We start from the raw sequence: 22,532 nt of genomic DNA on the forward strand, positions 1-22,532 counted from the left end.
TTAATGGATATGTAACAAGAATTAACTGCTTTAAGTAAAAAAACATAAAGCATTAATTTTCAATGTGAAGTTGATTAAAAAAGCCGTGGAGGCTGAAAAATCTGAGAAAGATATTGATGGGAGAAATCTTTTTCTTTGTAGATACTGCTTTTCTCTGAAACAGTAATTTCCTTAGGTTTTTTTATTTCGAATGAAAGCTCCGGAAGCTGGGCATGTACAGTAAGTACGATAGGCGGATTGATAAACGGCAGCTTCTGATCGGTATCCCAGTCTGAATCCTGTTTGTGGTTATCATAATGCTCCATTACAAATTCTGAAAAGCTTCCGTGGTATTCCATGAAATGTTCAACAAACATAGGCACTTTCAGTACTTCCCCCGCATTGGTGGTAGCCAGTACATACATCATTGAGCATAATATGGAGAACCATTTTAACATGGATGCAAATATAATGTTTAAATTTTTCCCAGAAAGGCTCAGATATTAATTTTTTGAGAATTTTACTGGCGGGATCACAAATGAGTTAAACACCTGTTTGAATATTGACTTAGCAAAGTCTTATTTTTATGATAATTCACTTTTCGCTATTTCTTTATTTTGACTTAAAAACATACGTACAATTCCTCAGATGGCGAATTATATTTAATATGCGGTATTTTCGTGCCGGTAATTCCGGAATCCTAAAGAAAACAAACAACATTTAATAAATAATTATTTTACTTAAAAATAAGTAATTTTTAAAAAAAATAAGCTTATAGTGTTTTGCGTAACGTGATTTTTGCTTATATTTGTGAATCGAAATAATTTTTTTTCATCATTTGTGTTTTTTTAAGGTCTCCATCCGTGGAGACCTTTTTGTTTTCAATAATATCATAATTGAATATTCGCTATTGAAGTGGAAAAATATGAAAAATGTGAAATATTGCGTTCTTTAATCTTTCTAATTGCTTTTGTACAAAGGAATATGTAAAATTCTGAGATATTAATAACTCTCTTTTTTGACAAATCCTACCAGCTTTATATGTGGTTTAAAACTTATTGGATGGTTTTAATAAAATCAGTTGGTCTGAGCTGCATCACAGCCTGAAAACTTCGGGTATAGGCCTGAACACTCTTATATCCTACTTCATACGCTGTTTCTGAAATCGTAAGATTCCCGGAGCTCAAGTATTCCAGACTTTTAATAATACGAAGCATTTGCTGGTATTTGCTTAGGGTAAGACCTGTTTCTTTTTTGAAAATACGTTCCAGTGTACGGAAAGATAAAAGAGCCATATCACTGAAATCTTCCATTTTGATCTCTGTGTGGTAATGATTGTGCAAATATTCTATGACTTTGTCAAGACGTTTGTCTTTCGGGAGGCTGATATGAAAAGTCAGGGAATGTTCTGCAAACTTCGGAAGTTCGTTGAAAAGTGCTTTCAGGAATAGGTTCTCATTATGATCCCGAATCATTAGCTTAGACCATTTCTCCGAATATTTTATCATTTCCTTTAAAACAGGAGGAACAGAAAATACATTCACTTCATCATAGAAGGATTCTTGGATGCCGACTTCTGCAAACATGATCATCAGTTTGATTTTTGCAGAATGGGAATTGGTTTTATGGACAGCATTTGGAGGAATCCATACCGCATGATTCTGAGGAAGAAGATAGATTTTTTCTTCAATAGTAATATACTGAAAACCACTTTCTACATATACGAGCTGACCTTTTTGATGATGATGAAGAACGTTATCATGAATCCAGTTTTCCTCAAACCATACAAAATAAGGCTTCTTTAGTTCATCTATATTTATACTGTCGCTGGCGTTCATGTCGTTTCAGGTTAAAACTTTGGCAAAATTAAACAAAATTACTGTGTTAATTTTGTACAAAAGTTTTTATTATGATGAAGAATGAAGTAAAAAAGAATGCTTCGTATGTTTTATTAATCATTAATGTTCTGGTTGTTATACTCATTTCCAGCAATCTCCGCTCACCGATTGTGGCCGTTGCCCCTGTATTGGGAGAGGTAAGAGATGCTTTAAAACTGGATAATTTTCAGGTGAGCCTGCTTACATCTATTCCACTGTTTATGTTTGCTGCCTGTTCTGTACTGGTAAGCAGATTCTCCAATAAATTCGGAATCAGTAAACTTTTGATGTATTCACTGATTATTTTAAGCTTCGGGTTATTTTTACGAATCAGTGGTTCTCTATGGCTTTTGTTTTTAGGCTCTATATTCATCGGTTTAGGAATATGTATCGGAAATGTGGTCACTCCGGGATATGTTAAGAATAATTTTCCGAAGCAGATTGGCCTTATGACAGGAATTTTTGCAGTATCTATGAATCTTACAGCAGCACTGGCTTCCGGGTTCAGTGTGAAAATAGGAGAATTGACGGGCTTTGGATGGAAAGGATCTCTGGGAATATGGCTTGTGATTGCCGCATTGGGTTTTCTGGTTTTATCATTGGAATTCATATTTAACAAAAGAAATCCGGTTCAGCCTAAGACGGCAATCAGTACTTCAGATTTTAATATGTTCAAATCTGCCCAGGCGTGGAATATCAGTATTTTTATGGGACTGCAGTCTTTGTTTTATTATTGCCTGGTGGCTTGGCTGCCTTCATTTCTTGCTGATTTTCATATGCAGGGAGAAAGCTCCGGCTGGGTGTTCTTTGTGATTCAGATTACCATGATTCCGGTAACATTCTGCTGTCCTATTATTGCCAGTAAAATGAAGGACCAGAGGCTTATGATTCTTTTTATATGTGCTCTGATGTTCGGAAGTACAATGATGTTTGTCTTTCTGAAGTCTCAGTGGATCTATGTGAATGCTGTGATTATAGGGATTTCCAACGGATTGTCTTTCAGCTTGTCGATTCTGTTCTTTTCTACAAGAACAAAAAGCAGTATCAATGCGGTTAAAATATCAGGTATGGCCCAGTCTGTAGGATATCTGATCGCTGCATTCGGACCTCCGTTGTTTGGAAAACTGCATGATTGGGACATTTCCTGGAACAGTTCATTTTATTTATTAAGCTTTGCTGTATTGCTGATGCTCTATTTTGGAATGAAGGCGGCAAGAAATAAATCTGTTGAGGATTAGGAAAATCAAAGGTCAGGTTACACGTCTTTTATTGCTGGACGCTACCCATTCTTCTTTTTGGCAGTTTGGGCAGCTTCCTGCATCGCCTGCTTTTTTATGCTCTGTATACCCACAGAATATACAAGAATAATGTCTTTCCTCATGAATATAATGTAACGGATTATTTAATGAGCCTGGTAAAATAGGAAGCCCATATTTTACAGATTTATCTTCGAAAAAGAATACACTGATCTCTCCTGAAATTTCTTCTATAGCCATCTCAATCTGACCCAGTTGCGAAACTCCTTTTAGCCTTAATTCTGCGAAGAATTCGTCGCTCCCTAGATTTTCTTTTTGAAAGTTTTTAATAGAAAATTCACCGTTTTCTATCAGGCAGATGGATTGTCCTTCAACCAGATTTTCAAATTTTTTACTTTTTCCGATAAAATGGGTCACAATAGAATACAGGAGAATAATAACAATAAAAACAATAAGGGATGAAATAATTCCGACATCCTTATTAAACATAGGATCTCCTGCTGCTGATCCCAGGCCGATAATGACTACCAATTCAAATATTGAGAGCTGTTTTACTCCTCTTTTTCCTAAAATTCTAAGTCCGATGATAATAGTCAGAAACATGATTATGGTACGAAGAATGATCTCTAAAAGAAAAGACCATTCTTCATGTCCCAATAATAATTCTTTCCAATCAAGATTTAAGAGAAAAGTGGACAGCATACAAATTATTTACCAGGGAATATTCAAAAAATAAGCCATAACTCCTGTTATTTATTTCATACTTATTCCAGGATTACCTCTTCTCCGTCTTTCAGTAGAGAACATTGGTTTTCAAGTCCTTTTTCTATTATTTTTTTCTGGATAAAATTCCTGTCTTCCTTACAATGGCTTACTGCTTCCAGATGAGTTACCCAAACAGTAGATTCGGGTGCATATTCACATACTTTTGCTATGTCTTCGCTGGTCATAATAATAGGATCTCCCACAGAGAAAGTGGCAGCACCTCCTGCAACAATAATGTGCTGTGGCTTGTGTTGAGCAATTTCTGCAGCAACTTCATCATACCAGATTGTATCACCTGCAATATAGACTGATTGATTGTCTTTTTTAAAAACAAAACCATTCACGATACCCATTTTTTCTCCAATTTCTCCGGTCCCATGCTGACCTTTGGTTTTAGCTATTTCAATATTATTCCATCGAAGCTGATCCTTCAGAACGATAATATTGGTAAAGCCTTGTTCTGCAATATGATCAGCAATAACCTCTGAACAGATAACCGGAATATTTTTATCGAGAAGTTCTACTGCCTCAGAATCCCAATGATCAGGATGAAGATGGGTTACCGCTACAGCATCTATTCCTTCTAATTTTTTCTTTAATTCTTCTCTACTGAAAGGCAGATCTACAAGAGGATTCAGTAATTCACTTTCTGTCATAGGAATTTTTCCCATAGAGCCTTTTCCTCCCAGCATAGGGTCAACCAGGATGGAAATTCCATCAATATTCAATAGCAATGTTGCATTGCGCCATAATTGTAATTTCATTTTGAGTATGTTTGTAGAACAAAGCTATTACCTGATGAGGACAAAACAATCGAAGGTTACCAAAAGGTTAACCACAAATATTTAACTGCGTTATGAATTTTGAAGAATTTAAAAACTGCGGATTAAGACGAAGCCTGAATATCCTTTCAGGCAAATGGAAACCTTTAATCCTGCACAATCTTTTTGAAGAAGATCAGGTGCGTTTTGTGGAGCTTTGGCGAAATATGCCCCGGGTTTCCAAGAAAGTATTGGCAGAGCAGCTGAAGCAGCTGGAAGAAGATTGTATTATTGAACGGATTGAAGTTTATAATTTTCCGCCGGAAGTATATTATAAATTAACGGAGAAAGGGCAAAAGCTGGGACCTATTCTTTCCGAACTTCATTCATGGGGAAATGGATTGGGTTAAAACCATTTTGGATAAATTCATCGAAGGTTTTCGATGCCACTGAGTATTTCTTTCCTCTTCTAAAATTTTATCATACATTTGGAAACACTACCTAAAAATAGGTTTATGTAGGGTTACATAATATAACCTCAATTTTTTTTAAAAAAAACAAACCAATGAAAAAAAAATTATTATTTGTGCTTACTCTCGTAGCACAAGCTTCTTTTGCACAAATTATTTCCAAAGATCCTGTGTTTGCTTCGAACGGGATTTACAACCTTCCGGCAGGAAGCTCTTATCTGGGAGAGTTAACAGAAACAACCAATGCTGTATTTTATCACTCCTTTGATTCCAATACGAACCGGATAATCATTTCTAAAGCGACAAGTTACAATGGCTCTCCGGATTTGACTTTTGGGACCAATGGTAAAATTGCATTGAATTATGCATCAGACGCTCTGGTTGGGTTTCTAAGGCACGGAAATGGTAAATTGACTTTCATGTTTAAGCGATATGACGCTACGAGCAGCATTAATTATTTAGATGTAATTCGGATGCTTCCCAATGGACAATTAGATCCTTTATTTTCCAACGGCGGAATAAAGTCAATAGCCAATTTCTATCAGGACAATTTCGATATAAAAAGTAACCTTATAGAACAGGGAAATAAAATTATTGTTTCAGGAACCGGTATAGATACTAATGGATTTTTTGATGGGTACACTCATACATTCAGATTAAATTCTGATGGTACACCAGATAACAGTTTTGGGGATAATGGAGAATTGTCAACTTATGGGATTCCACGTCTCATTTTAGATAATCAGTCAAATATATATTTTTGGGGACAAAATACAATGAAAAAATATACTCCTGATGGTACGTTAGACAACAGCTTTGGGGACAATGGAGTGGCTTCTTTTATTGGAGGGAATATTAACGTTGTAAAAGTAGATTCGGGTAGTAGAATTATATATGCAAGAATTGCAACATCAACCCCTGCTACCATAGAAAGACTGAATGCTGATGGGACACCGGATAGTACATTCAGTTATAATGGTGCTCTTGGTCTTGAATTTTGGGATATCTATGAAAAAAATAATTCTTATTATATCGCAGGTTATGCTGATTTAAATAATGCACCTGCTTATTATATCGCTAAACTTAATCAAAACGGAGCTGTTGATACTGCATTTGGAGAATACATAGAAAACGATTCCACTTTGCTGTATCATATGATTCAGGCCATTAAAGTTTTTGATAATAGCATCATTGTTTACGGAGATGGTCCAACAAAAGAGATTGTTAAATATCTTTTAAATGGTTCTGCTACATTATCAACAACAGAAACCGGAAATAATACTGAAATTACTTTTGAAAGCCCTGTAAAACAAGATTTGGTGTATCAGTCAAAAGAAAAAATTGATAAAATAGAGATCTATTCTGTTGACGGAAGACTATTAAAAACTATAAATAAAAATAATTCCGACGTTTCCGAACTTTCTAAAGGAGTTTATTTTGCGAAAGCAATTTTTGAAAATGGAAAAGTTTTTACAAAAAAACTTATTAAGAAGTAGTAAATTAATATTTTAAAACTAATAACAATTTTTACAAATGAAAAGAATCATTATTTTGATTTCCTGTGCATTAGGTGCATGGGTAACGGCACAGATAATACCTCCACCTACTATTCAAAGATCAAATACCACATCCCGCGGACTTACCATCAATTCAAGAAAAGGGACATTAATTGAGAAAAAAATCAGCAATTTAGGTAAGTTTAAAAACCTGAATATTCAAAAAATTGTAACCAAAGACGGATCTGATCATTCATCGGAATCTGTGCTGGGCATTATGTATGAATATGAAACCTTTGATGAAATCTCCAAAAAGACACTTACTATTGACAAAAATGAGTTGGGAAAACTGATTCAGGCGCTTCAGACCGTGGAACAGAAAGAAAATGAAAAAGCTGGTCAGGAAACCAAATATAAGTTTGTTACGATGAGTAATATAGAGTTTGGAAGTGTTTACCGGGAAAAGTTTTCATCGTGGGTTAATTATATAAAAACTCCGGGCAACCATTTTAATCATAACTTGCTGGAATTCAATAAAGATGAACTAAAAGAATTGATTACTGTTTTGAAGAAGGCAGAACAGGAGATTTAAAAAATATGTGCAACGGCATTCAACATAAAAACCTTATAGGTTTTCAGAACCTATAAGGTATATTTAAAAAAATTAAAAATAATTATTACCGGAAGGAATCGTTTACTCTTTAAACAGATCCAGAACTTCCATAATATTCTGATATACAAAGTCTAATTCTTCGGAAGTAATACAATATGGAGGAACCAGATAGATTACATTTCCCAACGGCCTCATGATAATCCCTCTCTGTAAGAATTCATTGTAAAGCTTCTTCCCTATTCCATTGAAATAAGAAGTATCATTCCCGGTTTTAAAATCGAATGCTAAAATAGTTCCGATCTGACGAACCTTTTCTACATGAGGATGCAAAGCAAGTGCTTTCACAAACTCCGAATGTTGATGCGTAATGCGGTTAATATTCATTTGAGTTTCATTTGTCAATAGCAATTCCATACTGGCAAGAGCCGCTGTACAGGCTAAAGGATTAGCTGTAAACGAATGCCCGTGAAATAAGGTTTTATAGCGGTCTTCAGAAAGGAAAGCACCATAGATTTCATTGGAACAGGTCGTAATTCCCATGGGCATTGTTCCTCCTGTCAATCCTTTTGAAAAACACATAATGTCTGGTTTTTCAGTAAGATAATCTGCTGCGAAAAGCTTACCTGTTCTTCCAAATCCTGTAAAAACTTCATCCTGGATCATAAGAACACCTTCTTCCCTACAGTATTTCATCAACTGACTAAGATCTTCAGCTTTATACATTAACATTCCGGCAGCACCCTGAACTAATGGCTCATAGATAAAACAAGCCACTTCATCAGCTAGCTCTTTAATCTGCAACCGAAGGCTTTCCAGATTTTCTGCATCGGGTGTGTCTATAAAAACAACTTCAAACAGCATGCTTTCAAAAGGTCTTGTCCAGAAACTCTTTCCACTGACAGACATAGCCCCGAAAGTATCGCCGTGATAAGCATTTTTAAAAGCTAAAATCTTTGTTTTCTTTTTCTCTTGATTGTATGCATATTGAATACACATTTTTAAAGCAACTTCTACTGCTGTAGAACCGTTATCTGAATAAAAGACCTTTTCCTGACCAGCAGGAAGAAGTTTCAGTAAATTTTCTGAAAGCTGTACAGCAGGTTCATGGGTAAATCCTGCAAAAATAACCTGCTCCAGTGTATTCAACTGTTCAAAAACACGTTGTGCTATGTAGGGATGTGAATGCCCATGCAACGTTACCCACCATGACGAGACAACATCCAGATATTTTTTTCCTTCATTATCATACAGGTAAATTCCTTTTCCTTTTATAATAGGAATGGCATCATCAGCTGTTTTCATCTGCGTGTAAGGATGCCAGTTGACCGCTTTATCTCTCTCCTGCAGGCTGGTTTCTTTTGTTAATGTATTCATATATAGATGTAAAGAGTAGAAATGAGTGATGTAGTGCTTTAATTTTAACGCTATGATCGCTAAGTTTTTTAATGTGTATGCTGTTTTTTAAAGTTCGCAAAGGCGTTTCACTAAGCAATAATAAACATTCTGCCTTGCTGAATAGAATGCCTTTGCGAGCGAAATATTTTCAGAATTAAAAATATTACTTTGCGAACCTTAGCGCTAAAAACTAATGTTCATATCAATGAAATCAGAAATCAATGCTGCAATAAAAATCAGAATTCTAACAATCCAGCTCATCACTCATTATTTTATCATTCATAATTATCTAACAGCATGCTTCTTTTTTCATCATAGGTTTCAGTCCTAATGTCTGAAGCATCTGCATATCTTCAGAAACTCCCGGGTTAGGCGTTACCAGTAAAGTTTCTCTTTCACCCGTAAAAATAGAATTGGCTCCTGCCATAAAGCACCATGCTTGCTCTGTTTCAGACATTTCTATACGTCCGGCACTTAATCTTACCATAGAAGATGGCATTACGATTCTGGCTGTGGCGATCATTCTTACCATTTCCCACGTATCTACTTTTTCATTATCTTCTAATGGTGTTCCCGCTACTCTGGCTAATGCATTAATTGGAACAGATTCCGGATGTTTTGGCATCGTTGCCAATGTTAAAAGCATTGAAATTCTGTCTCTGTGGGTTTCACCAAGTCCTATGATTCCTCCGGAACACACTGTGATTCCTGCTTTTCTTACATTATTTATCGTATTGATTCTGTTGTCAAAAGTTCTGGTAGAGATGATTTCTTCATAATATTGCTCAGATGTATCAAGGTTGTGATTGTAAGCGTATAATCCGGCTTCCTGAAGTCTGACAGCCTGTTCTTCCGTAAGCATTCCCAGTGTACAGCAAACTTCCAGACCAAGATCATTTACACCTTTCACCATATCAATAACCCTGTCAAAATCACGGTTATTACGAACTTCACGCCATGCTGCCGCCATACAGAATCTGGAAGATCCGGAATCTTTTGCTTTCTGAGCATGAGCAATTACAGTTTCTGTAGGCAGTAATGCCTGTACTTTGATATCCGTGTGATAACGGGCCGCCTGTCCGCAGTATGAACAGTCCTCAGGGCATCCGCCGGTTTTGATAGATAATAGCGTTGAAATCTGTACTTCAGAAGGATCATGCCATTGGCGGTGTACGGTGGCTGCTTTATAGATCAGTTCCATCAGAGGAAGGTGATAAATTTCTTCGATCTCTTCTTTCGTCCAGTTGTTTCTCAATGTTGTTTTTGTATCCATTATCTTATTTTTGTTATTGTTAATTGCTTGGCAGCATGTTGTATAGATTCCTTATCTGTAGTGTTGATTTCGGGAATCTTTATAATTTTTGTCTCTTTTTCGATAAAACTGCAGATCACTCTTTCTGTATCTTCCGGAAAATCTCCGTTAAGAATTAAATATTCCAACTGAATTCCTCTCTGTTGTAAAGCCAGGATTGAGAGCAAGCTATGATTGATGCAGCCTAAATAATTTCTGACGACCAATGCTGTCGGAAGGTTTAATTCTTCAATCAGATCTATCATAAAAGTCTTGTCAGATATGGGTACCATAAGCCCTCCTGCTCCTTCTACAATCAGTGGGCTTTCTGTTTCTGGCAATTGAAAATCATTCAGATTGATGGTCATATTTTCTTCTCTTGCAGACTGATGTGGTGATGCAGCCAGCTGTAAACGATAGGTTTCCGGATGGCATCTATTAGTATCTGTCCATGCTTTAATCTTATGACTGTCTGTATAATGCAGATCACCAGATTGTATCGGTTTCCAGTATTCTGTTTTAAAATGCTGAACCAAGACGGCTGAGCAGACTGTTTTTCCTATTTCGGTTCCTATTCCTGTTATAAATAATTTCATGTGGTTTCGGGATTCGGGTTTTGAATCTTTTTGCTTTAAATAAATTCTTTAATAATTCCTGTCAGTTTCATAATTTCCTCTTCTGTATTAAAGCTGTGAAGGCATATTCTCAACCTTTCACTTCCTTCTTTTACCGTGGGACTGTATATGGCATAGGTTAAAAATCCTTTCTCAGATAAAGTATTCTGCAATGTTTTCAATTTTTGATTATCCGGAATTACAATAGCCTGAACCGGGCTTGTTTCTGCTGATGGAGACTGTAAATTTCGGCTTCGGAAAAGTTTAATATTGTTCTGAAGTTTCATTGCCTTTTCATGGTTTTGATCTAAAAAATCATATCCTGTTTTTATACTCATCCACTGGAAATCCTGTGCTGATGTGGTATAAACAAAAGGAGTCGCAAAATTGATCAGATAGTATTTCACCGTTTCATTACAAAGAATGGCTGCTCCATGAGCTCCAAGAGCTTTTCCATAAGTCACAACTGCTGCTGAAACATGATTCTGTAATTGATATTTTTCAATCAGTCCATATCCAAAAACGCCGAATGCGTGGGCTTCATCTACAATCAGAGAGGCTTTATACGTATCGGCAAGTGCAGAGATTTTCTGAATAGGTGCAAAATCTCCTTCCATAGAGTAAAGACTTTCTATGGCGATATAGCAATGACCTTCCTGTCTTTTTAAAATATCTTCAAGATCTTCAGTGTCATTATGTCTGAATTTCAGTTTCTTAGCATTGGATAGCTTGCAGCCATCATGTACCGACCGATGAATCTGTTCATCCACAATAACGACATCATGACGACTGGGAAGGGTAGAAAATAAGGCTAGATTTGCGTTATATCCTGATGGGAAAAGTAATGCTGACTCAAACTGATGTTTCTGAGCAATATCTTTTTCTACAGAAACAGCAATGTCACTGTTCCCGCTGATTAATCTTGAGCCTGTACTTCCTGAAAGCAGTTGAGGGTTGTCCATAATCTTTTGCAGCAGTAAATATTGAAGTTCTTTACTTTTTGCAAACCCCAGATAATCATTGGAATAAAAATCAATTCCATCAGACGGAATCCGCAAACGTCTTAATGTTCCTTCCTCTTTTCTTTTGTCAAGAGATTCCTGAAAATGAGAGGTATTGTTAAGCATAATTCAACTGGGCTACTTCCTGAGTAATAGCGTTGATCCATTCTTCATGCAGTTCTTTTTCTATGGTAAGAATGTGATCGGCATGATGCTTCCAGTCAGATGAAAATTCATTAAGCTGATGAATCATTTCTTCCAGATGCCCTTCTTCTTCAAGAATAATAGATTTTACCATAATTTTAGAAGAAGCTTCGGTAAGTGCCTGCTGATATACGGGATACAGCTCATCGGCACGCACTTCAATAGCATAGGTTACAAAAAGATAAGCTGCATACTTAATATCTGTTTTATCAAGATTGAATGCTTTCTGAAGATAACGGCAGGCCTTAATATCCAATGAGTGAAGATACTGGCTTGTTGCTACAGGAGCCAGAAGTTCTGTACTTTCGTAAGTTTTGCAGAGTGCAGGATTTATTTTCCCGATCTGCTTTTTTAAATAATAAGCGTGGCGGTGTTCTTCAGCAGCATGTTTCAGCTGGATCTGAGAAACCAATGTTGGATGTTCACATTTTGATATTTTCCTTGCACCGGCATTTTCCATAAAAGAAAGTGTGTTGAGCCACCTGGCGTGGGTGTTTCCTTCCTGTACAATTTTTTTTAACAGAAGATGAAATTCCATAGATTTTTATTTTGATGTCAAAAGTAGTATATTGCCGGATGGTTATACTGTGCCAGTTTTGATATTATGGATAGTCCGGTTAAGATTCCCTACGAAAGTTTTATTAAAATTGATAGAAAATCAAAGACATCTATCTATTTACAAATTGCCAATCAGATGATCAACGCGATTCAGAGAGGTTTTCTACCTTTCGGAACCAAGCTTCCAGGGACAAGGACTTTCAGTGAAACGCTGGAAATCCATAGAAATACAGCAGTTGCGGTGTATGATGAACTGTCGGCTCAGGGCTGGACAGAGAGTTTTCCAAACAAAGGAACTTTTGTGATCGGAAAAGATCAGGAAAAACCTGTCAAATTGAATGATTTTAAACAGAATAACCTTCAAAATTACCCTGTTTCGACTGGTTTTTCATTTAAAACATCCAATATTCTGGATAATCCTTTTGAACATTCGGACTGTGAGTATGTCTTTAATGATGGGGTTCCGGATATCCGTTTAACCCAAATCGGACAGCATTCCCGGTTTTACAGTTCTATCCTGAAACGTAAATCTAATCAGAAAGCTTTAGGACATTATAATCATGACGGAAGTGAATTTTTTAAGGAACATTTATCCCAATACCTGAATCTTTCCCGTGGGCTTCCTATTTCCAAGAACAACCTGCTCATCACCCGAAGTACGGAAATGAGTATTTATATTGTTTCCGAGATTCTTCTTTCTGCTGGCGATACTGTATTGGTAGGAGCACTGAGCTATTTCTCCGTCAATATGATCTTTATGAAAGCTGGAGTTGATATTGTTTCTATTCCCATTGATGAGGAAGGAATTATAGTGGAAAGCGTACGGGAAGCTTGTAAAAAGCAGAAAATACGGATGCTCTATCTGACCCCTCATCACCACTATCCTACTACTGTTGCTTTGAGCGCTCAGAGAAGATTTGAGCTGTTAGAGCTTGCCAACGAATATGGATTTATTATCCTGGAAGACGACTATGATTATGAATTTCATTATGATAAAAGCCCTATTCTTCCGTTAGCCAGTGCTGATACGAATGGAATGGTAATCTATATTGGATCTTTCGGAAAATCTTTAGCTCCGGGATTCAGAACAGGATTTATTGTTGCGCCTGAGAATCTGATGACAGAAATGCGTAAATACCTTGGGATTATAGACCGTCAGGGTGATATTCTGATGGAAAGAGCGCTTGGAGAGATGATTGCAGAAGGAGAAATCAACCGTTATCTGAAGAAGTCTTTAAAAGTTTATCAGGAAAGGCGTGATTATTTTTCTGTTTTGCTGGAAGAGAATCTGGGTGATTTTATGACCTTCCAGAAACCTTCGGGCGGCCTTGCCATATGGATGGAATGGAATATTCCGCTGAATCTGATGCAGCTGAGCAGGAACTGTGCAAAAGACAATCTTTTTATTCCCAAAACATTGTTGTATCAGAATAAAGACCTTACAGCCATGCGTTTAGGATTTGGAGATCTTAATTTTGAAGAGATGAATAAAGGAATTGAGGTTTTCTCAAAAAATGTGAAGGAATTGATAGGTTGATTTATAATTAATTGCATATTTCTTGGTTGGAAAACGCAAGGGTGCAAATGAGATGAAGATAACTTGTTTTAAGGCGCGAGGATTTTATCTGCGACAAAATTGATACTGGATATATAATATAAGTAAAGAGGTTATTCAGAAGTGTCATTCTGAACGAAATGGAATGTAGTGAAGAATCTATTAACCTAAGTTATTAATGAGATTCTTCCTTCGTCAGAATGACAAAAGTCGGACTATTACCCTTTGAGATAACCTCTTATCTTTATTAATGATGAGAAGGAAAAATCACTTTATTTTTCTTGTGTTTGGGTTTCTTTTTTTTCTTATTCAAATACATAATAAAGCCGGTAATCGGTAGTGATAAAGTGATAATGGCTGCCAGAAAATAAATAATTCTGGTAGTCAGTCCCAGGATGCTTCCGGTGTGAAGATCATAATTTCTTTCTCTTAATGCAGTTCCATATCCGATATTTTTGTTTTTATACGATTGAGATTTTAAAACTTCTCCTGAATACTGATCAAAATTAAAATGTTCATTCCTGTATTGCCTTCCATCATACGTTAGCTCAGCATAATAGGCTCCTTCTTCCGATCTCGGAAAATTCACAAGGGCTGATTTCTTGTCTTTCAATCCTTTTTCCATGGTATTTCCAATCAGATTGAGAATATTTTCACGGTTTGAAAATTCTTCGGAAGGAATTATACTTTTGGCTTTCTTTTCTGTGGGCGTATTTCCATTTAACGTATTTTTTATCCATTGGTCTGCATCTTCAAAGCTCCATATCAATGCAGAATACGAAATAATAAGTAAGGGAATCACGGAATAGAAGCCTAAGACATTGTGAATATCATAGTTAATTCTTTTCCAGTTGGCCGATGTTTTAATGAAAAACATTCCTTTCAGCATGGCTTTACTCATTTTTCGGGGATACCATATCACAAGCCCGGATAAAAGGATTACGGCAAATATCAATGTAGAATAACCGGTGATTGTTTTTCCAATTTTTTCTCCCAGCAGAAGCCTTCGGTGAAGATCCAACACAATTTCAAGGAAATCCTTTTTAGCATCTTCTACTTCCTGTACTTTTCCGGTATAAGGATCTACGTAAATTCGATAATAATAAAGATAAGTTCCCCAATACGTCCATGCTTCTTTATCCATCTTAAGAGTACGGAACACGTAGGTTCGTGAAGGATCGGAAGACATCACTACTCTTTTGACCTTTAAACCTTGGGGAAGTGCTTTTTCTGCTTTTTCCGTAAGTTCAGACAATGAAAGTTTCTTTCTTCCGATGTTTTCAACGTAATATCTGTTGGGATGAACAAAGTGTTTTAATTCTTCTTCAAAAGCCAGTATACATCCTGTAGCAGCCATAATAACAACTATAAGCCCGGACGTTAGTCCGAGCCATAGATGTAACTGATAGGCAATTTTTCTAAACTTCAGATTCATTCTTAAAATTTAAAGCTTACCTCAGCAACAAAATTGCGAGGCATCTGAGCGACTATCACTCCCTGCCCTGCAAAATATTGCACATTGCCCAGGTTATTCATTTTAAATCCTAATCGGTATCTTTCTTTTTCAAGAGAAATGGAAGCATTCACTAAAGTATAAGCCGGGAATGCAAACTGTCCGGTAACGGTTTTATTTCCGGTAATTTGTTTTCCAACATGGTTGACTCCGAAACCAACTCCCAATCCCTGAAGTCCTTTGATTGGAAGGATATAACTGATCCAGGAATTGAATACATTCGCCGGACCTGCAGATTCCGGACGACGGCCATCTACAGCAGGGTCTGCTTTTTCAAATCTGCTGTGGTTATAGCTATATCCGGCCATAATGTTTAATCCCTGAACAGGATTCATGATGGTTTCAATTTCAATCCCTTTACTTCTTTGTTTTCCATCCTGAACAACAATATTGTATTCTTTTCCGTCACGGATTACACCGCTTCCTCTCTGGATATTATCCACAAGAATGTCATAGTATCCAACGGTGAAATTAATTTTGTTTCTCCAAAGATTTCCTTTAATTCCTACTTCCCACTGATTCGCCATCTGGGGTTTCATTTCTCCGCTGTAGTCTGTCAACTGCTGTGTAACAGGTGCTGTATAGCTGAAACCGTTCATATAATTACCATAAGCAGATAACTGGTCTTTAAGAATCTGGTATACAATTCCCACTTTAGGAGACCATGCAGTCTGCTTGAAGTCATCTTTACGTTTGTTATCATTTAAATTCAGCTGTCCTTTACTTTCATAATGATCCATACGTAAGCTTAAAAGCGTAATCAAACGGTCAGTAATATAAGTAACGTTTGAAATATAGGCTCCATAAAGGTTGGATGCAGAGTTATTTCTCACCAAAGGAGCTGTGGAAGTCTGTATTTTCTGCAGGACAAGATCTCTGGTGATATTGGCGTAACCTGCTAAAGTCTGCCCGTTGATATTGTCATATACCACAATTGGGGAATGGTTGTTGTTGATGGTCTGATTCAGATAATCTAATCCGATCAGCACTTTATTTTTAATGTTTCCGATTTTAAATTCTCCGTTAAAATTCTGCTGAATACTTGTAGAGGAAGCTTCTGAATTCTGCCACTGTACGTTGCGTTCCAGCAAAGCATCACTGGTTGTCCCTCTGATAAACTGATATTGATATAATCCTTCCGTTTTTCTGAAGTTTCTGGAAAGCAATGTCTGTGAAGTCCATTGATCTGAAATTTTATAATTCGCCTCAGCTTTTACATTGATAGATGGTGCTTTTAAAGTAATATCATTATTGGAATAAGATTTTTTCCAGTCGAAACCCAGTTCGTCCGGATTATGAGCGAAATAAGCTCTTGTTCTCGGAAGGAAAATAATCGGAGTATTGGTTCCTTCATAATTGTAAATTTGTGCGCCTAAGTTAAATTTCAATCTGTCATTAACCTGATAGCTTACAGTAGGTGCTACAAAGAACGATTTTCTGAATTCAGAATCTCTGAATCCGTTCTGATACTGATAAGCGGCATTCAAACGGAACAGCATATTTCGGGATTCTGTCATCGGACCGTAAACATCAGCTGTCACACGGTTCAGGTTATAGCTTCCCATGAGATAAGAGGCTTCTCCTCCGAAATAATCTTTCGGTTTTTTGGTCACCAGATTAATTAAACCTCCGAAAGATGTTACAGCTCCTCCATACAAGGTTCCTGAAGGTCCTTTGATCACTTCCAGACGTTCAATATCAGAAGGATCTATCTCGCCGTTGGTGGTTGCAGGAACACCGTCTACCATAGAGACTTTGGTAGGAAAACCTCTAAGGCTGTAGTAGAAACTTCCATCTCCTGAACCTCTTCCCGGGCTACCCTGCATTTTTACCATCCCCGGAACATTTTTCAATACTTCCGAAATATCATAAGTAAGCTGTTCCTTCATGATCTGTTGGTTGATGCTTGTGTAAGCCTGTGGATTTTCAAGCACCTTCAAAGGCATTTTAGCTACAGAAGTGCTGTCTTTATCCAAAAATTTATTTCTGCTCACTGCATATACGGTAATTCCCTCAATTACATTATTGTGTAGCGGGGCGTAGATCGCAGGGATTTCATAGACATCTTTCTGAATGTGGATAGGTTCTCTCATCAGTTCAATGTCATTTAAAACCACCTGAAGCGTATATTCTCCAGGTGGCACATTTTCAAAGTAATATTCTCCTAAATTATTGGTTTTTGCCTGATAAGACGTGTTGACAAGTCTTAAAACAGCGTTTTTTACCGGTGCTTTTTCAGACAGCATGATCTTGCCATGAATTCTGTCGCCCTGCTGTGCAGAAAGCGGGTTTGAAGATAAAGCAAGACCAAGAAGTAATATAAGGGTTTTAGATGTTTTCATGCTGCAAGTTTTGTAACAGGGGGTAATTTATTTTACCGTTTTGTGATAACGGGAATGATTCTATACGTTCTGTGCGTATATATTGGGGGTTGATGCGCAGTTTATTTTTAATGGTTTCGGTAATGATCTGAGGATCTATTTCCGGATTGTCATACAACACCACTATTTTTTTATCATGGGTATTCAGACATACGAAGGTATTGCCCTGCATTTCATTTTTAAGAATAAATTCTACCTCATCGAGATTAAGACGTATTCCGAAAAGTTTCATGATGCGTTTTATTCTTCCGGTGATGTAATAAATTCCGTTCTCCCCTTTTCTGGCGGTATCTCCGGTATGCAGTACGGAAGGCTGATCATACGTAGCAAGATCCTCCAGTGTATTGGCATACCCTCCGAAAATACTTACGTGAGAAAAAAGTAGTTCATCCGTTTCAGGATCAATTTTGAAGCTTCCTCTTTCCACCACATTTCCGATTGATGTTTCTTCTTCCAGCAATCCTTCTGTAGTAAGATAGGCCATTCTTCCTCCTGCTTCCGTTTGTCCGTATTGGGCAAAGAATTCTTTTTTAAATTCATGACAATAAGAGAAAATAGTTTTTCTCAGCTCAGCATTGATTACGCCTCCGGTATGGGTAAAATATCTCAAGCTTGGAGAATCTTTTCTGAAAAATCCTATTCTGTTCAAATTTTCATAGAGGAAAGGCACTCCACCCAAAGTACTGTAGCCGTACTCTTCCATTTCGTCCCAGAATGCTTTCTGCATAATGTCTTTATCCGTACAGACCATTCTTCCGGCACGCATACAGTTCGTGGTAAAAATAGAGAATCCATACACAAAGTTGATCGGAACGTTTAAAGGAACTACATCTGTTCCCTGAATCGGCATGTACTGAAGGATGCTCAATGCGTTCTGGTAAAGACTTTCATCAGATAACTTAACCAGTTTCGGAACACCTGTTGTGCCTGAAGTACTCAAAAGGATTTTAATGTCAGGATGAATCGTAATTTCACTTTTATAATCATCTTTTGCAAAGATGCTGATGTTGTCTGAGAATGCTTTCAGACTGTATCCTTCAATGGCATCTCTTTGTGGATCAAAAATGTATTTTGGACGGTATTCCGCCTCAATACGTTCTTTGAATTCCTCGTGCAGTTTCTGTCCCAGTAACGCAATCGTGTGTGCTGTTTCGTAAAAATTGAGGAGCACCTCAATACTGGGCAGCTGATTGTCATTATACAAAAAGAGCAGGCCTTTTTCTACAGGGTTTAAGCCTAAAGACCGGTACAGTGTTCCCACCGGTATTGTTGTACCGGTGGAAGCATCTGTAAACGCCAGGTTCTTATTGGCAATTACATTTTCTAAAATTTTCATAGGCTTAGTTTTCTACGAATATTTCGTATTTTTTCATTTTTTCGCGAATCTTCCCTACGGTTCCCATCTCAAGAATATCATTAAAATCAAATTTGATCTGATAAAACTGTTCAAGCGCTTCTACGATAAGAAGATGAGACATAGAATCCCATTCCGGGATTTCCTGATACGTTAGTTTTTCATCTACCAATTCTTTTTTTATGGCGATGGCAGAGGCAATAATTTCATAAAATTCTTCTGTAGTGTTCATTTTAAATTTTTATAGTTTTCCATTTTCCATTTTTAAAAATCATGAGGAATAGTACAGCCAAAACAATTTCCGAAGAAACGATAGCGGTAAATATTCCTCTCAGTTCCCACTGAAATCTTACTCCTAAGAGATAAGCCAACGGAAGCTGAATCACATAAAACATCACGAGGTACAGCAGTGTAACCTGCAGAATGTTTCCGGCCGCATTCAGAGCACGGCTGATCACCATGGTAAATCCTAACAGCAGATACGCCATAGAAACCACATGGATGTATTGAACCGCATATCTTGCGACTTCCGGTTCTGTAGTAAAAAATTTCACCACATATTCAGCAGCAATCTGCCAGAATAAGGCTACGAGTACCAGATACGTCATGTTGATAGTTCCTGCTCTCCAGACTGTTTTTTCGGCACGTTCAGGTTCTCCGGCACCCAGATTCTGACCTGTAAGAACGCCTGCTGCATTTCCTATTCCCCAGGCAGGCATTGTGGCTACGGAAGCAATACGCTGGGCAATAATATATCCTGCAAGAGCTGTAGTTCCGAAAGTGGAGATAATCTTCACCATAATCAGCCAGCTGGATGTGGGGATGATATATTGAACCAACCCTCCAAAAGCAATTTTCAGAATCTTCTGCAGTAACGGAATATCAAGCTGGAAAGGAACTCTGATGCTGATGCTGGTTTTACCAGAGATAAAAATAAATGCCTGGTATAAGACTCCTAGCAATCTTGATAAAACTGTAGCATACGCCAATCCCATCAATCCAAAAGCAGGAATAAATCCTAATCCGAAAACAAAGATCACTGCAAAAATGATATTGGAAATATGGCAGATCCAAAGTGATTTCATGGCAATATCAGCGTCACCAGCTCCTCTGAAAAGTCCATTGACAGAAAGACGAAGAATCACAAGCCCGATACTCAGAAAGACCAGTCTTGAGAAAGAAATCCCATCTGTTACCGTACTGGCATTGATTCCCAGAAAATCCACAATTTCTGATGCGAAAAAGCAGGAAACTCCACCAATAAGCACTGCAAAAAGCAGAGCCAGCAAGATGATGTATTGAGCGGTTCTGCCCATTCCTTCTTTATCTTTTTCGCCCGCTCTTCTGGCCGTAAGGGTTGCTGCTGCAATTCCCAAACCTACTGCAATGGCATAAGCGAAGTTGATGTAGTTATCTGTAATTCCCACAAGCCCCAGAACCTTGTCTCCTAATTTTGCAATAATCAATAGATTGACGCTCACAAAAACAGATTCCATGACAAGTTCCATTACCATGGGAATGGCAAGACTAAAGATGGAACGGTTGATACTTCCGGAAGTCAGTTCAACTTTCTTTCCGGCTATGGCTCCATAGGTGAAAACCGCTCCTTCTTTTAGGATATGCAGGAATTTCCTCATACTGCTGCTACTGAGTTTTTATTGGCAATCTGATACAGTGGATTAGGTAGTGCTCCGTCTTTTCTCGGAATGGCAAATGCCTTATTTTCGCTGTAACCGTTATTTTTCAGACGCAGACTGTTGATATAGAATCTTTTGAAAGCCGGCACATACAGGTCATACTTTTCGTAACGTTCCTGAAGGTGGGTATTCTCAGCTTTATAATTTTCTACACAGTTGTGAACCAGTTCCCAGAACGTCTCTTCATTAAAGTTGGAATACGTATGTAAAGCATTCGACAGATATCTGAAGAAAGCGTCAAAAACTCCAAGTAAAATAAATAATGGAATGTTTTCTTTGTTGGAAGACTGGATCAAACCATCTGCAAGGTGTGCAGGAAGTTTTTCTCTGGCTTCTGTAGTAAGTACAATATCATCCACAAAGTCTTTGATGACAATTCTCTTCGGAACTCCATTTTTCAAAACAACCATAATATTTTCCCCATGAGGCGTTACACATAATGAATGCGTGTAATAGATATGTAGCAAAGGAGTAAGATAAGCATCAAGGTAGCTTTCAATCCATTCTTTGATACTCACTCCTGCTTTTTCTGCGAATGCCTGAACCAATGGAACTCCACTTTCGTCTACGTACAGTAAAGAAGCCATCGTCACCATCTGTTCATCCTCTTTCAGATAGTTTTCAGCACTTTCTCTCCATAATGCGCCAAGGAATTCATTATATTGGTAAGGTACACTGGCAATAGCCCCATATTGTGGATGCAAATAGGTGATGGCCGCTTCTTCTCCCAGGAAAATAGTTTCTTTATTCTCTAAATAAGCGTCATCTTTAATTAAGCCTTTTACCCAGTCTGTAATGGCCGGAGCAATTTTCATCTGCTTAGGGGATAATCCTCTGATATTTCCTGTGCTCAGAATAGAAACCGCTGTTTTCAGGTATCTCTTTTTAGGATGATCTGCATTGAATAAAGTACGGATACTCTGCTGCGGACTGTATGTATCATTACCCTCACCCAATTGAATTAAAAGTCCGGAAGCAATATCTCCGGCAAAATGAATCTGAAGCTTATGCTCCCACTGCCATGGATGTACTGGGATAAAGTGATAATCTTCAACAATCTTTCCTTCACTTATCAGTTTTTGTTTAAAATCATTGTACAGCAAATCTCCTATTTCGGAACGGTAAAACTCGTCTCTGTTAATATGTTCCAAAGACTGGAATGATGATCTGCTTTTATGAGAAGCCAGCCAGATCACTTTTAAATTTTCATCGGCTTCAGGGGCAAATGTTTTAAGATCTCTTGGAGAAAAACCTAACCGGCTTTTGTTCACAATGACCCATGGATGTCCTGTCATATTGTGCTCTACAGTTTGATAATCCGCATCAGCAAGCTCTTTTGAAGACATCACTCCTCTTGATAAGATTAAAGCATCACAATACAGCGTATGCAGTAATTCTTCCGTGTATCTTGCAATGGTATAAGGATCTAAGTCAAAAACAGTCTGCATTTCCAGAAAGAAAGCCGCTACATCTACAGAAGACAAATCTTCACCGTTTTCTGTTTTTGTAATGCTGTCTTTATCAATATGCCAGTAATCCATCATTCTTTCCTGTCCGCGGAAGCTGTACGAAATATTTTCAAATCCTGTTTCAAGTTTGAAAGCAGTATATCCGTCTTTATTTTCAAAGGTTACCACAGGTTTTAGAAGCTCTTCGTGCATCAGTTCTGCGATGGTTTTGGCCATTAGGTTTCTGTTAGCCTGATTCCAGTTTTCCTGGCTTACTGTATTTTTTAAGTTGGTGTTCATTTTT

The 22,532-nt window shown here is 37.5% G+C and carries 20 protein-coding genes; 5 read left to right on the forward strand and 15 right to left on the reverse strand.

The window, feature by feature from the left end:
* Positions 1-74: 74 nt before the first annotated feature.
* Together ACODR7_RS17430 and ACODR7_RS17435 are read right to left on the reverse strand one after the other, a co-directional pair.
* Positions 75-407, reverse strand: a complete 333-nt coding sequence (locus ACODR7_RS17430) for a hypothetical protein (protein ID WP_488841003.1) — start codon at positions 405-407, stop codon at positions 75-77.
* Positions 408-1,034: 627 nt separating this feature from the next.
* Positions 1,035-1,817: a helix-turn-helix domain-containing protein gene (locus ACODR7_RS17435; protein WP_488841005.1), complete on the reverse strand. Its 783-nt coding sequence runs from the start codon at positions 1,815-1,817 to the stop codon at positions 1,035-1,037.
* A gap of 71 nt (positions 1,818-1,888) precedes the next feature.
* Here ACODR7_RS17435 and ACODR7_RS17440 point away from each other — a divergent pair, with 71 nt between their 5' ends.
* Positions 1,889-3,094: a CynX/NimT family MFS transporter gene (locus tag ACODR7_RS17440; protein WP_488841007.1), complete on the forward strand. Its 1,206-nt coding sequence runs from the start codon at positions 1,889-1,891 to the stop codon at positions 3,092-3,094.
* Between the two features lie 12 nt (positions 3,095-3,106).
* On the opposite strand, the gene ACODR7_RS17445 is transcribed toward ACODR7_RS17440, so the two are convergent.
* Complete coding sequence (locus ACODR7_RS17445) at positions 3,107-3,814, reverse strand: DUF421 domain-containing protein (protein ID WP_488841009.1); 708 nt, start codon at positions 3,812-3,814, stop codon at positions 3,107-3,109.
* Between the two features lie 62 nt (positions 3,815-3,876).
* Positions 3,877-4,641, reverse strand: a complete 765-nt coding sequence (locus tag ACODR7_RS17450) for an MBL fold metallo-hydrolase (RefSeq protein ID WP_488841011.1) — start codon at positions 4,639-4,641, stop codon at positions 3,877-3,879.
* Positions 4,642-4,733: 92 nt separating this feature from the next.
* On the opposite strand from ACODR7_RS17450, the gene ACODR7_RS17455 reads away from it, so the two are divergent.
* The 3 genes from ACODR7_RS17455 (at position 4,734) to ACODR7_RS17465 (ending at position 7,196) form a co-directional block, all read left to right on the forward strand.
* On the forward strand, positions 4,734-5,048 hold the full coding sequence (locus tag ACODR7_RS17455; protein WP_488841013.1) for a winged helix-turn-helix transcriptional regulator: 315 nt from the start codon (positions 4,734-4,736) through the stop codon (positions 5,046-5,048).
* A gap of 155 nt (positions 5,049-5,203) precedes the next feature.
* Positions 5,204-6,604 carry a T9SS type A sorting domain-containing protein gene (locus ACODR7_RS17460; protein WP_488841014.1) on the forward strand — a complete coding sequence of 467 codons (1,401 nt, stop codon included), beginning with the start codon at positions 5,204-5,206 and terminating at the stop codon, positions 6,602-6,604.
* A gap of 37 nt (positions 6,605-6,641) precedes the next feature.
* The gene (locus ACODR7_RS17465; protein ID WP_488841016.1) at positions 6,642-7,196 is read left to right on the forward strand and encodes a hypothetical protein; all 555 of its coding nucleotides are present in this window, start codon (positions 6,642-6,644) and stop codon (positions 7,194-7,196) included.
* Positions 7,197-7,298: 102 nt separating this feature from the next.
* Here ACODR7_RS17465 and bioA read toward each other — a convergent pair whose 3' ends face one another.
* From bioA to ACODR7_RS17490, 5 genes are all read right to left on the reverse strand, one after another.
* Positions 7,299-8,591 carry an adenosylmethionine--8-amino-7-oxononanoate transaminase gene (gene bioA / locus ACODR7_RS17470; protein ID WP_488841018.1) on the reverse strand — a complete coding sequence of 431 codons (1,293 nt, stop codon included), beginning with the start codon at positions 8,589-8,591 and terminating at the stop codon, positions 7,299-7,301.
* A gap of 310 nt (positions 8,592-8,901) precedes the next feature.
* On the reverse strand, positions 8,902-9,885 hold the full coding sequence (gene bioB, locus ACODR7_RS17475) for a biotin synthase BioB (RefSeq protein WP_488841020.1): 984 nt from the start codon (positions 9,883-9,885) through the stop codon (positions 8,902-8,904).
* Positions 9,885-10,499: a dethiobiotin synthase gene (gene bioD / locus ACODR7_RS17480; RefSeq protein ID WP_488841021.1), complete on the reverse strand. Its 615-nt coding sequence runs from the start codon at positions 10,497-10,499 to the stop codon at positions 9,885-9,887. The genes bioB and bioD overlap by 1 nt, the downstream gene beginning before the upstream one ends.
* Positions 10,500-10,534: 35 nt before the next feature.
* Positions 10,535-11,644 carry an aminotransferase class I/II-fold pyridoxal phosphate-dependent enzyme gene (locus ACODR7_RS17485; RefSeq protein WP_488841023.1) on the reverse strand — a complete coding sequence of 370 codons (1,110 nt, stop codon included), beginning with the start codon at positions 11,642-11,644 and terminating at the stop codon, positions 10,535-10,537.
* A complete protein-coding gene (locus tag ACODR7_RS17490) occupies positions 11,637-12,260 on the reverse strand; it encodes a hypothetical protein (protein WP_488841024.1) in 624 nt (207 codons plus the stop codon). Before ACODR7_RS17490 ends, ACODR7_RS17485 begins: the two co-directional genes overlap by 8 nt.
* 66 nt (positions 12,261-12,326) lie before the next feature.
* On the opposite strand from ACODR7_RS17490, the gene ACODR7_RS17495 reads away from it, so the two are divergent.
* Positions 12,327-13,817: an aminotransferase-like domain-containing protein gene (locus ACODR7_RS17495; RefSeq protein ID WP_488841026.1), complete on the forward strand. Its 1,491-nt coding sequence runs from the start codon at positions 12,327-12,329 to the stop codon at positions 13,815-13,817.
* A gap of 265 nt (positions 13,818-14,082) precedes the next feature.
* Here ACODR7_RS17495 and ACODR7_RS17500 read toward each other — a convergent pair whose 3' ends face one another.
* Genes ACODR7_RS17500 through ACODR7_RS17525 form a run of 6 tightly spaced genes read right to left on the reverse strand, consistent with a single transcriptional unit; the run spans position 14,083 to position 22,528 of the window.
* A complete protein-coding gene (locus ACODR7_RS17500; protein WP_488841027.1) occupies positions 14,083-15,270 on the reverse strand; it encodes a PepSY-associated TM helix domain-containing protein in 1,188 nt (395 codons plus the stop codon).
* Between the two features lie 2 nt (positions 15,271-15,272).
* Complete coding sequence (locus ACODR7_RS17505) at positions 15,273-17,690, reverse strand: TonB-dependent siderophore receptor (RefSeq protein WP_488841028.1); 2,418 nt, start codon at positions 17,688-17,690, stop codon at positions 15,273-15,275.
* Positions 17,677-19,065 (reverse strand): AMP-binding protein, encoded by a 1,389-nt coding sequence (locus tag ACODR7_RS17510; protein ID WP_488841029.1) that lies wholly within the window; start codon positions 19,063-19,065, stop codon positions 17,677-17,679. The genes ACODR7_RS17505 and ACODR7_RS17510 overlap by 14 nt, the downstream gene beginning before the upstream one ends.
* Positions 19,066-19,069: 4 nt before the next feature.
* Entirely contained in the window at positions 19,070-19,315 is a 246-nt protein-coding gene (locus ACODR7_RS17515) for an acyl carrier protein (protein WP_047422992.1), read from the reverse strand.
* Between the two features lies 1 nt (position 19,316).
* Positions 19,317-20,720: an MATE family efflux transporter gene (locus ACODR7_RS17520; protein ID WP_488841030.1), complete on the reverse strand. Its 1,404-nt coding sequence runs from the start codon at positions 20,718-20,720 to the stop codon at positions 19,317-19,319.
* Positions 20,717-22,528 (reverse strand): IucA/IucC family protein, encoded by a 1,812-nt coding sequence (locus ACODR7_RS17525; protein WP_488841032.1) that lies wholly within the window; start codon positions 22,526-22,528, stop codon positions 20,717-20,719. Before ACODR7_RS17525 ends, ACODR7_RS17520 begins: the two co-directional genes overlap by 4 nt.
* Between the last annotated feature and the right edge of the window lie 4 nt (positions 22,529-22,532).

The organism is Chryseobacterium sp. FG46 (assembly GCF_057809135.1).

Coding starts and splice junctions, on each gene's coding strand:
- ACODR7_RS17435 (WP_488841005.1), bottom strand. CDS start 1,817: ATGAACGCCAGCGACAGTATAAATATAGATGAACTAAAGAAGCCTTAT.
- ACODR7_RS17465 (WP_488841016.1), top strand. CDS start 6,642: ATGAAAAGAATCATTATTTTGATTTCCTGTGCATTAGGTGCATGGGTA.
- ACODR7_RS17440 (WP_488841007.1), top strand. CDS start 1,889: ATGATGAAGAATGAAGTAAAAAAGAATGCTTCGTATGTTTTATTAATC.
- ACODR7_RS17490 (WP_488841024.1), bottom strand. CDS start 12,260: ATGGAATTTCATCTTCTGTTAAAAAAAATTGTACAGGAAGGAAACACC.
- ACODR7_RS17505 (WP_488841028.1), bottom strand. CDS start 17,690: ATGAAAACATCTAAAACCCTTATATTACTTCTTGGTCTTGCTTTATCT.
- ACODR7_RS17450 (WP_488841011.1), bottom strand. CDS start 4,641: ATGAAATTACAATTATGGCGCAATGCAACATTGCTATTGAATATTGAT.
- ACODR7_RS17510 (WP_488841029.1), bottom strand. CDS start 19,065: ATGAAAATTTTAGAAAATGTAATTGCCAATAAGAACCTGGCGTTTACA.
- bioB (WP_488841020.1), bottom strand. CDS start 9,885: ATGGATACAAAAACAACATTGAGAAACAACTGGACGAAAGAAGAGATC.
- ACODR7_RS17500 (WP_488841027.1), bottom strand. CDS start 15,270: ATGAATCTGAAGTTTAGAAAAATTGCCTATCAGTTACATCTATGGCTC.
- bioA (WP_488841018.1), bottom strand. CDS start 8,591: ATGAATACATTAACAAAAGAAACCAGCCTGCAGGAGAGAGATAAAGCG.
- ACODR7_RS17520 (WP_488841030.1), bottom strand. CDS start 20,720: ATGAGGAAATTCCTGCATATCCTAAAAGAAGGAGCGGTTTTCACCTAT.
- ACODR7_RS17525 (WP_488841032.1), bottom strand. CDS start 22,528: ATGAACACCAACTTAAAAAATACAGTAAGCCAGGAAAACTGGAATCAG.
- bioD (WP_488841021.1), bottom strand. CDS start 10,499: ATGAAATTATTTATAACAGGAATAGGAACCGAAATAGGAAAAACAGTC.
- ACODR7_RS17460 (WP_488841014.1), top strand. CDS start 5,204: ATGAAAAAAAAATTATTATTTGTGCTTACTCTCGTAGCACAAGCTTCT.
- ACODR7_RS17445 (WP_488841009.1), bottom strand. CDS start 3,814: ATGCTGTCCACTTTTCTCTTAAATCTTGATTGGAAAGAATTATTATTG.
- ACODR7_RS17430 (WP_488841003.1), bottom strand. CDS start 407: ATGATGTATGTACTGGCTACCACCAATGCGGGGGAAGTACTGAAAGTG.
- ACODR7_RS17455 (WP_488841013.1), top strand. CDS start 4,734: ATGAATTTTGAAGAATTTAAAAACTGCGGATTAAGACGAAGCCTGAAT.
- ACODR7_RS17495 (WP_488841026.1), top strand. CDS start 12,327: ATGGATAGTCCGGTTAAGATTCCCTACGAAAGTTTTATTAAAATTGAT.
- ACODR7_RS17485 (WP_488841023.1), bottom strand. CDS start 11,644: ATGCTTAACAATACCTCTCATTTTCAGGAATCTCTTGACAAAAGAAAA.
- ACODR7_RS17515 (WP_047422992.1), bottom strand. CDS start 19,315: ATGAACACTACAGAAGAATTTTATGAAATTATTGCCTCTGCCATCGCC.